The organism is Allobosea sp. GW823-FHT01F03 (genome assembly GCF_058798075.1).
Map to the genome: position 1 here is coordinate 3,525,394 of NZ_CM179505.1, position 12,338 is coordinate 3,537,731.

The window sequence follows — 12,338 nt, forward strand, 5'->3', positions numbered from 1 at the left end:
CGCCGGCGGGTGCCGGCGGCCTGTATGCGTTCGTCTCAGCGCCTCAATGGGCGATCTGACCTGCCGCGGCATCGTCCTCGGCGGTCTTCGGCGTCGCCGCCTTCAGATCCTCTTCCCAGACGATCGGCTTCGGCTGGCGCACCAGCGCGTGCTGGAGCACCTGATCCATGCGCGAGACCGGAACGATCTCGAGCCCGTTCTTCACCGACTTCGGCAGGTCCACGAGGTCCTTGGCGTTGTCCTCGGGGATCAGCACCTTCTTGATGCCGCCGCGCAGCGCGGCGAGCAGCTTCTCCTTCAGGCCGCCGATCGGCAGCACCCTGCCCCGCAGCGTCACCTCGCCGGTCATGGCGATGTCACGCCGGATCGGGATGCCCGTCAGCACCGAGACGATGGCGGTGGCCATCGCGATGCCGGCCGAGGGCCCGTCCTTCGGGGTCGCCCCCTCGGGAACGTGGACGTGGATGTCGCGCCGGTCGAAGAGCGGCGGCTCGACACCGAAATCGATGGCCCGCGAGCGGACATAGGATGCCGCCGCAGAGATCGATTCCTTCATCACCTCGCGCAGATTGCCGGTGACGGTCATCCTGCCCTTGCCGGGCATCATCACGCCTTCGATGGTGAGAAGCTCACCACCGACCTCGGTCCAGGCCAGACCGGTGACGACACCGACCTGGTCCTCGGTCTCCGCTTCGCCATAGCGATAGCGCGGCGGGCCGAGATACTCCTCGAGCACCGTGGGCGTGACAGCGACCTTCTTCTTCTTCGAGAGCACGATCTCCTTCACCGCCTTGCGGACGGTGTTGGCGATCTCGCGCTCGAGATTGCGGACGCCGGCTTCACGCGTATAGCGCCGGACCAGCGTCATCAGCGCCTCGTCGTCGATCGACCATTCCTTCGACTCGAGCCCGTGCTTCTTGATCGTGCCCGGGATCAGATGGCGACGCGAGATCTCGACCTTCTCATCCTCGGTGTAACCGGCGATGCGGATGACCTCCATCCGGTCCAGCAGGGCCGGCGGAATGTTGAGCGTGTTGGCCGTGGTCACGAACATCACGTTCGACAGGTCGTAGTCGACCTCGAGATAATGGTCGTTGAAGGTCGAGTTCTGCTCGGGATCGAGCACCTCGAGCAGGGCCGCCGACGGATCGCCGCGGAAGTCCTGGCCCATCTTGTCGATCTCGTCGAGCAGGATGAGCGGATTCGAGGTCTTGGCCTTCTTCATCGACTGGATGATCTTGCCGGGCATCGAGCCGATATAGGTGCGGCGGTGACCGCGGATCTCGGCCTCGTCACGCACGCCGCCGAGCGACATGCGCACGAACTCGCGGCCGGTCGCCTTGGCGATCGACTTGCCGAGCGAGGTCTTGCCGACGCCCGGAGGGCCGACAAGGCACAGGATCGGGCCGGCGAGCCGGTTGGCGCGCTGCTGCACGGCGAGGTATTCGACGATCCGGTCCTTGACCTTGTCGAGGCCGAAATGATCGTCGTCGAGCACCTGCTGGGCCGCGGCGAGGTCCTTCTTGATCTTCGAGCGCTTCTGCCAGGGGATGCCGAGCAGCCAGTCGAGATAGTTGCGCACGACCGTCGCTTCGGCAGACATCGGCGACATCTGCCTGAGCTTCTTGACCTCGGCCAGCGCCTTGTCGCGCGCCTCCTTGGTCAGCTTGGTCTTGGCGATGCGCTCTTCCAGCTCGGCGAGCTCGTCACGGCCTTCCTCGCCGTCGCCGAGTTCCTTCTGGATCGCCTTCATCTGCTCGTTCAGGTAGTACTCGCGCTGGGTCTTCTCCATCTGGCGCTTGACGCGCGAGCGGATGCGCTTCTCGACCTGGAGAACCGACATCTCGCTTTCCATCAGCGAGAGCACCTTCTCGAGGCGGTGAGCGACGTTCATCACCTCCAGAACGGCCTGGCGGTCGACGATCTTCACGGCGAGATGCGAGGCCACGGTGTCGGCGAGCTTGGCCGGCTCGTCGATCTGCGAAACCGCGGCGACGATCTCGGGCGAGATCTTCTTGTTGAGCTTCACATAGCTCTCGAACTCGCTGACGACCGAACGGCCGAGCGCCTCGACCTCGACCTTCTTGCCGGACTCCTCTTCGAGCGCGACCGCCTCGGCCTGGTAGAAACTGTCATCGGCGCTGTAGCTCAGCGCCTTGGCGCGGCCGACGCCCTCGACCAGCACCTTGACGGTGGAATCGGGAAGCTTCAGCAGCTGCAGGACGCGGGCGAGCGTGCCGATCTGGAAGATGTCCTTGGTCTCCGGATCGTCGTCGCCAGCGTTCTTCTGGGTGGCGAGCAGGATCAGTCCGTCGTTCTTGACCACCTCCTCGAGCGCGCGAATGGACTTCTCGCGGCCGACGAAGAGCGGCACGATCATGTGCGGGAAAACGACGATGTCGCGCAGGGGCAGAACCGGGTAAGTGCCGGTGGTGCCGGGGACGAGCGGGGCGCGGGGCGTCGAGCCTGTCATGTCTTGTCCTTCAAGTTTTCGCCCGACCGACCCCCTGATGGGCGACCGAACCGGACGTTCCGCGCCGGCGCGACCATTCGCGCCAACCGCCCCTGCGACTCACGCCCTCGACAGGCACGCTGCATCGCAGGTGGACTTAAAGTGGATGCTTCCCGGCTCGCTTTCAAGCGACCCGCCAGCGCAGTCCACCGCAGCTTCCACCGCATGCCGGAACACGAAGCCGCGATGGCGGTGCGGGCGGAGGCAGTCTCGCACAGTCCTGCGAGCCAGCCCTCCAAAGCAAAACGCGCGCCAGACGGCGCGCGTTCGAAAATGGGGCAGATTAACGTTGGGTCAGGCCGAAGCCGACTTGGTCTCTTCTTCCCGGTCCGAATAGATGAACAATGGCCGCGACTTCGTTTCGACGGCCTCGGGCCCGATCACGACCTGCTCGACGCCTTCCAGCCCCGGCAGCTCGTACATGGTCTCGAGCAGGATGCCCTCCATGATCGAGCGCAGACCACGGGCGCCGGTCTTGCGCTCGATCGCCTTGCGCGCGATCAGGCTGACGGCCTCGTCGGTGAAGGTCAGCTCGGTGTCCTCCATCTCGAACAGACGCTGATACTGCTTGACCAGCGCGTTCTTCGGCTCGGTCAGGATCGTCTTGAGCGCGGCTTCGTCGAGGTCCTCGAGCGTCGCCAGCACCGGCAGGCGGCCGACGAATTCCGGGATCAGGCCGAACTTCAGCAGATCCTCGGGCTCGACCTCGCGGAAGATCGCGCCGGTACGCCGGTCGTCGGGCGCCTTCACGGTCGCGCCGAAGCCGATCGAGGTACCCTTGCCGCGGCCGGAGATGATCTTGTCCAGCCCGGCGAAGGCGCCGCCGCAGATGAACAGGATGTTGGTGGTGTCGACCTGCAGGAACTCCTGCTGCGGATGCTTGCGCCCGCCCTGCGGCGGCACGGAGGCGACGGTGCCCTCCATGATCTTGAGCAGCGCCTGCTGGACGCCCTCGCCCGAAACATCGCGAGTTATCGAGGGATTGTCCGACTTGCGGCTGATCTTGTCGATCTCGTCGATGTAGACGATGCCGCGCTGCGCCCGCTCGACATTGTAGTCGGAAGCCTGGAGCAGCTTCAGGATGATGTTCTCGACATCCTCGCCGACATAGCCGGCCTCGGTCAGCGTCGTCGCATCCGCCATGGTGAAGGGCACGTCGAGGATGCGGGCGAGCGTCTGCGCGAGCAGCGTCTTGCCCGAGCCCGTCGGCCCGATCAGCAGGATGTTGGACTTCGCCAGCTCGACGTCGTTGTGCTTCGTCGCGTGCGAAAGCCGCTTGTAATGATTGTGGACGGCGACGGAGAGCACCTTCTTGGCGTGATCCTGGCCGATGACATAGTCGTCGAGGACCTTGCGGATCTCCTTCGGCGTCGGCACCCCGTCCTTCGACTTCACCAGCGCGGACTTGGACTCCTCGCGGATGATGTCCATGCACAGCTCGACGCACTCGTCGCAGATGAACACCGTCGGGCCCGCGATCAGCTTGCGAACCTCGTGCTGGCTCTTGCCGCAGAACGAGCAGTAGAGCGTGCTCTTCGAATCGCCGCTGCTGACCTTACTCATTGTCGATCTCCATCTCGGGAGGCGAAGCCAGCCACCGAATAACGGCAAGCCGATGTCGTCTCTCCGTCATAGTAGGCGCTCAGATCACGATTATTAGGTTAACGCATCGCCATGGCGCAGGCGCCGACGAAACTGCCCCAAAACCGAACCTCTCGAGCGCCCTGCGCGCTCTTCCGATGAGCCTCATGCAAACATGAGGCCTAGTGATAGGCAATATGGCCCCTCCTGCGCGGCACGCCAAGCCTTGGCCGCGCAGGAGAGTCCGGATCGTTCAGGCGACCTCTTCCGGTCGCTTGTCGATGACCTTGTCGATCAGGCCGAAATCGCGGGCCTGCTCGGAGGTCATGAAATTGTCGCGCTCCAGCGCCGCCTCGATGTCCTCATAGGGGCGGCCGGTATGCTTGACGTAGATCTCGTTCAGGCGCCGCTTCAGGCTCTCGACCTCGCGGGCATGAATCAGGATGTCCGTCACCTGGCCCTGGAAGCCCCCGGAGGGCTGATGGACCATGATGCGGGCGTTCGGCAGGGCGAAGCGCATGTCCTTGGCGCCGGCGGTGAGCAGCAGCGAGCCCATCGAGGCGGCCTGGCCGACGCAAAGCGTCGTCACCGGGCAGCGGATGAACTGCATGGTGTCGTAGATCGACAGGCCCGAAGTGACCACGCCGCCGGGCGAGTTGATGTAGAAGGAGATTTCCTTCTTCGGGTTCTCGGCCTCGAGGAAGAGCAGCTGGGCGACGATCAGCGAGGCGGAATAATCCTCGACCGGACCCGTCAGGAAGATGATCCGCTCACGCAGCAGGCGCGAATAGATGTCGAAGGCACGCTCGCCGCGGCTCGACTGCTCGACCACCATCGGGACGAGATTGTTGTAGGTCTCGATTGGATCGCGCATCGCAGCCAGTCCTTGAAGTGCGGGGGGCGGGAATCAGCCAGTATCGGCGAAGGCCCCACATAAGCATGCCGGCCCCGCCTGAAAAGGGAAGCGCCGCCCGGCCGAAGCCGGGCGGCGCAAATCAGACGCGTGATTGCCGAAACGGGTTCAGGCCGAGGCCTCGTCGCTGGCGGCGGCCTTCTTGGCCTTCTTGGCCTTGGCCGGCTTGGCCTCGCTTTCTTCCTCGTCGTCGGCGAAGAGCTCTTCGCGGGAGACGGTCTTGTCCTCGACCTTCACCTGACCGAGCAGATGGTCGACGACCTTCTCCTCGAAGATCGGGGCGCGGATCTCGGCGAGCGCCTGCGGGTTCTTGCGGTAGAACTCCCAGACTTCCTTCTCCTGGCCCGGGAACTGGCGGGCGCGCTCGATCAGGGCCTGCGTCACTTCGTCGTCGGCGATCTGGATCTTGGCCTGCTCGCCGATCTCGGCGAGGACGAGGCCGAGACGGACCCGGCGCTCGGCGATCTTGCGATACTCGGCCCGGGCGTCCTCCTCGGTGGTGTCCTCGTCCGCGAAGGTCTTGTTGGCCTGCTTCATATCGGCCTCGACCTGGCTCCAGACGGCACCGAACTCCTGGTCGACCAGGGTCGGCGGCAGCTCGAAGGCGTATTTGGTGTCGAGCGCGTCGAGCAGGCTCTTCTTCAGCTTGCGACGCGACTGGGTGCCGAGCTCGCGGCCGAGCTGCTCGCGAATCGCGGCCTTCAGCGCATCGAGCGATTCCATGCCGAAGCCCTTGGCGAGCTCGTCGTCGATGGTGAGCTCGCCCGGCGCCTGCACGTCGTCGACGGTCACGGCGAACTCGGCCGGCTTACCGGCGAGATGCGTGGCAGTGTAGTTCTCGGGGAAGGTCACCGAAACGGTGCGGCTCTCGCCCTTCTTGGCGCCCTCGAGCTGATCCTCGAAGCCCGGGATGAACTGGCCAGAGCCGAGATCGAGCGGGATGCCCGTGCCGGTGCCGCCGTCGAAGGGCTCGCCATCGAGCGTGCCGGTGAAGGAGATCAGCAGGCGATCGCCCTTCCCCGCCACGGCATCGTCGCCCTTGCTGGAGAACGGACGATTCTGGGAGGCCATGCGCTCGAGCGCGGCATCGACATCGGCCTCGGGGATCTCGGCGACCGGCTTGACCAGCGCCACGTCCGACAGGTCGGCGAGCTCGATCTTCGGCAGCACCTCGAGGGCGACCGTGAAGGCGAGATCGCCCTTGGCCTCCATCGCGGCCTCGATCTCGTCCTTGTTCTCGGGGAACTTGATCTGCGGCTCGAAAGCGAGCTTCAGGCCGTTATCGGAGACGATCTTCTGATTGGCCTCGTTGACGGCGTTCTGCACGACATCGGCCATGACCGAGCGGCCATAGAGACGGCGCAGATGGCCGACCGGGACCTTGCCGGGGCGGAAGCCGTTGATGCGGGCCTTGCCCTGCAGGTTCTGCAGTTCGTCATCGAGCCTCGTCTTCAGGTCGGCGGCGTTCAGCACCACCTGAAATTCGCGCTTGAGGCCCTGGGACAGGGTTTCGGTCACGTTCATCGTTCTGATCCGCCAACAGCTCGTTACTTCAATGTCCAAAGCGCGACGCCGGATGACCGCCGCCGCGCTCGCGAAATCCGAATCCTGGTGCGGGCGAAGGGACTCGAACCCCCACGACTTGCGTCGGCGGAACCTAAATCCGCTGCGTCTACCAGTTCCGCCACGCCCGCCAACCCGATAGGCCGCGTGCGAGCAAACGCACCGCCGCCATCGTTGGGCCGCGGTCCTATACGCATTTCGGACGGAGTATGCAGCAAAAAAATGCGACGTTTCTGCGAAGGCGGTTGCAGAAGGGGCGCTCTCGCCAGCGTCGACGCCCCGCGCTATGTCGCTTCGTCATGAAAACGGATCATTCCATGCCCGAGATCAAGGCCCGGCCGAATCGCCGCCAGGCGCTGGCCGGGCTGACCAGCCTGGCGGCGCTCGCCGGCACGACGCCGACGCGCGCACAGGACACGACACCCGCCCCCGGGCAGCCCGCAGAGCCGGCCGCCGCCGCCGCACGCGAGGTCCGCGAGCTCACCGCCGCCCCGGGCAAGACCCGGCTGCGACCATCACCGGCGACCGAAAGCGAGATCTGGAGCTTCGACGGCAATGCGCCTGGGCCGACCCTGCGCGTCAAGCTCGGCGAGCCCCTGCGCATCCGGTTGCTGAACCGGACCGACAAGCCGCTCTCCCTGCACTGGCACGGGCTGCGCCACGACCAGACCATGGACGGCGTCGGCGGCTTCAGCCAGGAGCCCGTCGCACCGGGCGACAGCTTCGAATACCGGCTGACCCCGCGCGATCCCGGCAGCTATCTCTATCGCCCGCTGCTGCTCGGGGGATCGTCGGAGCCTGCAGGCCGCGGCCTCTCCGGACTGCTCGTCGTCGAGGAGAAGGAGCCGCCGGCCGTTGATCTCGACCTGCCCGTGCTGGTCGGCGACTGGCTGCTCGGCGACGACCACAAGCTGCTGCCCTTCCCCGCCACGGCGCAGGAAGGCGCCGCCGCCGGCCGGCTCGGCAGCTGGCTCACCGTCAACGGCAAGCCGCCGCCGGAGCGGATCGGGCTGGCGCCGGGCGCGCGCGTAAGGCTGCGCCTCGCCAATGCCTGCAATGCGCGGATCATGCGCCTGCGCTTCGACGGGCTGAAGGCCTTCGTCGTCGCCGTCGACGGGCAACCGACCGAGACCTTCGAACCGGTGCGGGCGCAACTGCCCTTCGCGCCCGGCACGCGCTACGACGTGATCTTCGACATGCTCGAGGAGAACGGCGCCAGCGCCAGCGTCACCGCGCTGATCGGTCCGGGCATGCCGCTGGTGCGCTTCGTCAGCGAGGCCGGCAAGAGCGCCGTGCAGCGCAAGGCATCCGGCCCGATAGCGGCGCTCGCGCCCAATCCGGCGCTGCCGGCTGCGGTCCGGCTGCAGAACGCCAGCCGCGCCGAGATCATCGTCGAGGGCGGCGCCAAGATCGACGCCGACAACAAGCTCAACCTCTCCGGCGTCGATCAGGCCCGGCCATGGCGCCTCAATGGCACGACCGGGGATCCGCAGGGCAAGCCGCTGCTCAGCGTCCGGCGCGGCACGCCGGTGGTGATCGGCATCACCAACAAGACCGATTTCCTGCAGCCCTTCCATGTCCACGGCCACAGCTTCCGGCTGCTGCACCCGCTCGACGATGGCTGGGAGCCCTATTTCCTCGACACGGTGCAGATCCCGGAGGGCAAGCGCCTGCACATCGCCTTCATCGCCGACAATCCGGGGCGCTGGCTGATCTCCTCGACGGTGCTGGAGCGTTTCGACCTCGGCCTCTGGACCTGGTTCGAGGTCATCTGAGCCGGAATTCGGCCCAGTCCGCGTTCAGCGCACCTCGACCTCGCGGCCGAGGAGCCGCGCAAGCTGCTTCAGACGCCCGGTGACGCGCTGGCTGGCGAGCGCGCGGAATTCCGGCGGCAGGCTCAGGATCAGGCGCCGGTCGTCACAGACGAGCCTGGTTTGCGAGAGGATGCCGGGCATGCCGGCCGACATCAGATAGGCGACGCGCAGGATCGCCGCGACGATATGCGCGCGCTCGAGAAAGCGCGGGCTGAGCAGGCGGCGAAGGCCCTCCGCCGCAGGCGCGGAGCCCTTCAGCCCAGCATAACGATAAAACGCCGTCAGCGAGAGGAAGGCACGTCCGGCATGGTCGACGCCGCTGAACGGCGCATGGGCGATGACGTTGAGGGTCTGCTCGCCGCGATAATCGGGATGGGCGCGCCAGCCGATATCGGAGAGCAGGCAGGCGGCGGTCTGGAGCCGTTTCAGAGCGGGCTCGTCGTTCGGAAAGGCGCTGTCGAGCAGGCCCTCGACCCAGGGGATCAGATCGGCGGCATGGCGCGGATCGCGGGCGCGCAGCTGGTTGTAGTCCTGGGCGCCACGCAGCAAGGCATCGATGTCCTGCTCCTTGGGCGCGAGCTGCTCATGCATCAGCCCCTCGCGAACGCCATGAGCCGAGATCACGACCTGGCGCGGGCGACCGCGCTTGATCAGCTGATCAAGGACGAGCGCACCATAGGCGAGCAGTGGCCGCCGGGCGGAAGAGATCGCCTCGATCGATTCCAGCATGGTGGCATCGGCGCGCTCGACCAGCCGCACGAACTCGCTCGCCTCGCGCGCCGGCACGGTATAGCCATGCATGACATTGAGCGGATAGCCCGACTGGCGCTGGTGCAGCGTCGCCAGCGCGCGCCAGGTGCCGCCGACCGCGAAGAAATCGCGGCCGCGCATCGCGGCGAGCTGGGGATGGCCGTCGAGATCCTCGCGCACGATCTTCTCGGCCGCCTTGATCGAGTTCTGCGAGCGGTCCATCAGCGCAAGGCCGCCGAGCGCAAGGCTGACGCCCTCCCCGACCCTGCTGCCGTCGACGGCCACGAGCTCGAGCGAACCGCCCCCGAGATCGCCGACCACGCCGTTCGGCCGGTCGAAGCCCGAGATGACGCCGAGCGCCGAGAGATAGGCCTCGCGATCGCCCGAGATCAGCTCGATCGGCTGGCCGACCGCCGCCTCGGCCCGGGCGATGAAATCCGGGCCGTTCGAAGCATAGCGCGCCGCGGCCGTGGCGATGACGCGCAATTGCGCGACATGCATCGCCTCGCAGAGGATGCGGAAGCGGACCAGCGCCGCCAGGGCCTTCTCGACGGCGGCGGCGGCGAGCATGCCGGTCGTCGCGACCTGACGACCGAGCCCCGCCATCTCCTTCTCGTTGAAAACCTGCCCCGGTGCCCGGGACAGGTTCTCATAGACGACGAGGCGGACCGAATTCGAACCGATATCGATGATCGCGACGGTGTCACCCAGACTCAAGCGACCTTGTGCCTGCTCAGGCCTTCTTGCCGGAACGGCGGGAAAGGCTGCGAGGACTTGAACTGGAGAGTGATTTTCCACGACCGGACAGGCTCGGATTCGTCATGAAATACTTGTGGGCGTTGAACGACTCTTCGGCCGATGGCGGGACAATGCGTCGCGAGCCGCCATCGGGCAAGATGGTCCAGCTCTGTTCGTTGTCGAGAAAATTCGCCAGCATGATCTGCTCGAGCAGCTGCTGGTGCACGGTGGGGTTGAGGATCGGCGTCAGCGCCTCCACCCGGCGGTCGAGGTTGCGCGGCATCAGATCGGCCGAGGAGATATAGAGCTTGGCGCGCGGCGAAGGCATGCCGTGCCCGGCACCGAAGGCGTAGACGCGGGTATGCTCGAGGAAGCGCCCGACGATCGACTTAACCCGGATGTTCTCGGAAAGTCCGGGCACGCCGGGACGCAGGCAACAGATGCCGCGCACGACGAAATCGATCTGCACGCCGGCCTGGCTGGCATCGTAGAGCGCGTCGATGATCTCGGGATCGACCAGCGAATTGCACTTGCCCCAGATCGCGCCCTTCCGGCCGGCCTTCACATGCGCGACCTCCTCGGCGATGTCGTCGAGCAGCCTTTTCTTCAGGTTCACCGGCGAGACCGCCATGCGCTCGAGCTCGGCCGGCTCGGCATAGCCGGTGATGAAATTGAAAATCCGTGCCACGTCCTGCGCCATCACCGGATCGGCGGTGAAGAAGGAGACGTCGGTGTAGATGCGCGCCGTGATCGGGTGATAGTTGCCGGTCGCGATATGGCAGTAGGTCGTGAGCTGCCCGGCCTCACGGCGCACCACCATCGAGAGCTTGGCGTGGGTCTTGAGCTCGATGAAGCCGTAGACCACCTGCACGCCGGCGCGCTCGAGATCGCGCGCCCAGCGGATATTGGCCTCCTCGTCGAAGCGGGCCTTGAGCTCGACCAATGCAGTGACCGACTTGCCGGCCTCGGCGGCTTCGGCCAGGGCCTGGACGATCGGCGAGTTCGAGGACGTTCGGTAGAGCGTCTGCTTGATCGCCACGACATTGGGATCGCGCGCCGCCTGCTGCAGGAACTGGACGACGACGTCGAAGCTCTCATAGGGGTGATGGACGATTAGGTCCTTCTGACGGATGGCCGCGAAGCAGTCGCCGCCATGCTCGCGGATCCGCTCGGGGAAGCGAGCATTATAGGGCTTGAACTTCAGGTCCGGCCGGTCGACGCCGACGAGCTGCGAAAGCTCGTTGAGGCCGATCATGCCGTCGACGATCACGATCTCGTCAGGATCGACCCGCAGCTCGCGCACGATCAGCTGGCGCAGATGGTCCGGCGTGTCGGCGTGCAGTTCGAGGCGGATCACGACGCCGCGTCGGCGCTGCTTGAGCATGCTCTCGAAGACGCGGACCAGGTCCTCCGCCTCCTCCTCGATGTCGAGATCGGAGTCGCGGATGATGCGGAAGGAGCCGGTTCCCTTGACCTCGTAGCCGGGGAAGAGCTTGCCGATGAACAGCGCGACGAGGTCCTCGAGCATGATGAAGCGCTGCACGCCCTCGCGCGCCAGATCGGGCACCTCGATGAAGCGGTCGATCTTGCCGGGGACGCGGATCAACGCGTCGAGCGCGCGCCCGTCGCTGATGCGCTCGAGCGCGAGCGCCAGGCTGAAGCCGAGATTGGGGATGAACGGGAAGGGATGGGCCGGGTCGATCGCCAGCGGCGTCAGCACGGGAAAGACATAGTGGAGGAAGCGGTCCTCGAGCCAGACTCGCTCCTGCGGGCCGATATCGGCCGCCTTCAGCAACAGGATACGGTTGTCCTGCAGGTCCTGCCTGAGCTCGACCCAACGGGTCTGCTGGTCGCGCGTCAGGTCGGAGACCGCCGCGCCCAGCGCGACGAGCTGCTCGGCCGGGCTCAAGCCGTCCTGGCTCGGCGTGACCACGCCGGCCTTGAGCTGCTCACGCAGGCCGGAGACCCGGACCATGAAGAACTCGTCGAGATTGTTCGCCGAGATCGAGAGGAAGCGCAGCTGTTCGAGCAGGGGATGATTGCGATTGGAGGCCTCCTCCATCACGCGGCGGTTGAACTGCAGCCAGGACAATTCGCGATTCATGAAGCGCTGCGGCGACCGGCGCAGCTCATGATCGACGGTAAGTGCCGTAATCTCCGGTACCGGTGTCGCTGCCCGCGAAGCCGCCGCCTCGGCCAGATCCTGGTTCATTCGCCTCGCCTTCGCCGCTGCCGCTCGTGTCACTGCCGATCCTGTAGCTGTCATCTGTGTCGGTTTGCCGTCGGCCGACCATCGGCCCACCCATCCTCAAGGCATCCTAGCGTAACGCTTCGATGACATTCGAGGCCCAGCGCCATGAGCAGGGCTCGCGACGACCCCGCTCGCAACGCCATCTCATGACGGTTGCGCATGCCGTGCGGCCCGCTGCCGCAATTGCCGCGCGAACGGCTCGGGAACCTTGCGCTC

7 protein-coding genes and 1 tRNA gene are annotated in these 12,338 nt (G+C 66.0%); 1 reads left to right on the forward strand and 7 read right to left on the reverse strand.

Translation table 11 applies throughout. The features are described 5' to 3' along the window. Positions 1–43: 43 nt before the first annotated feature. From lon to AC3RCC_RS16965, 5 genes are all read right to left on the reverse strand, one after another. Complete coding sequence (lon, locus tag AC3RCC_RS16945; RefSeq protein ID WP_492255996.1) at positions 44–2,473, reverse strand: endopeptidase La; 2,430 nt, start codon at positions 2,471–2,473, stop codon at positions 44–46. A 333-nt stretch (positions 2,474–2,806) separates the two neighbouring features. After that, positions 2,807–4,075, reverse strand: a complete 1,269-nt coding sequence (gene clpX, locus AC3RCC_RS16950; protein WP_291639583.1) for an ATP-dependent Clp protease ATP-binding subunit ClpX — start codon at positions 4,073–4,075, stop codon at positions 2,807–2,809. Between the two features lie 271 nt (positions 4,076–4,346). After that, positions 4,347–4,967, reverse strand: coding sequence for an ATP-dependent Clp protease proteolytic subunit (locus AC3RCC_RS16955; protein WP_291639585.1), 621 nt, complete (start codon positions 4,965–4,967; stop codon positions 4,347–4,349). 147 nt (positions 4,968–5,114) lie between these two features. Then, positions 5,115–6,530: a trigger factor gene (gene tig, locus AC3RCC_RS16960; protein ID WP_492255997.1), complete on the reverse strand. Its 1,416-nt coding sequence runs from the start codon at positions 6,528–6,530 to the stop codon at positions 5,115–5,117. A gap of 85 nt (positions 6,531–6,615) precedes the next feature. Continuing rightward, positions 6,616–6,700: transfer RNA gene (locus AC3RCC_RS16965), tRNA-Leu, on the reverse strand. Between the two features lie 186 nt (positions 6,701–6,886). On the opposite strand from AC3RCC_RS16965, the gene AC3RCC_RS16970 reads away from it, so the two are divergent. Beyond that, a complete protein-coding gene (locus AC3RCC_RS16970) occupies positions 6,887–8,344 on the forward strand; it encodes a multicopper oxidase family protein (RefSeq protein WP_492255998.1) in 1,458 nt (485 codons plus the stop codon). A 24-nt stretch (positions 8,345–8,368) separates the two neighbouring features. Here the strand turns inward: AC3RCC_RS16970 and ppx are convergent, their stop codons facing one another. Together ppx and AC3RCC_RS16980 are read right to left on the reverse strand one after the other, a co-directional pair. Next, complete coding sequence (gene ppx / locus AC3RCC_RS16975) at positions 8,369–9,850, reverse strand: exopolyphosphatase (protein ID WP_492255999.1); 1,482 nt, start codon at positions 9,848–9,850, stop codon at positions 8,369–8,371. A gap of 16 nt (positions 9,851–9,866) precedes the next feature. Next, a complete protein-coding gene (locus AC3RCC_RS16980; RefSeq protein WP_291639593.1) occupies positions 9,867–12,137 on the reverse strand; it encodes an RNA degradosome polyphosphate kinase in 2,271 nt (756 codons plus the stop codon). Positions 12,138–12,338 lie beyond the last annotated feature (201 nt).

Coding starts and splice junctions, on each gene's coding strand:
- tig (WP_492255997.1), bottom strand. CDS start 6,530: ATGAACGTGACCGAAACCCTGTCCCAGGGCCTCAAGCGCGAATTTCAG.
- AC3RCC_RS16980 (WP_291639593.1), bottom strand. CDS start 12,137: ATGACAGCTACAGGATCGGCAGTGACACGAGCGGCAGCGGCGAAGGCG.
- lon (WP_492255996.1), bottom strand. CDS start 2,473: ATGACAGGCTCGACGCCCCGCGCCCCGCTCGTCCCCGGCACCACCGGC.
- clpX (WP_291639583.1), bottom strand. CDS start 4,075: ATGAGTAAGGTCAGCAGCGGCGATTCGAAGAGCACGCTCTACTGCTCG.
- AC3RCC_RS16955 (WP_291639585.1), bottom strand. CDS start 4,967: ATGCGCGATCCAATCGAGACCTACAACAATCTCGTCCCGATGGTGGTC.
- AC3RCC_RS16970 (WP_492255998.1), top strand. CDS start 6,887: ATGCCCGAGATCAAGGCCCGGCCGAATCGCCGCCAGGCGCTGGCCGGG.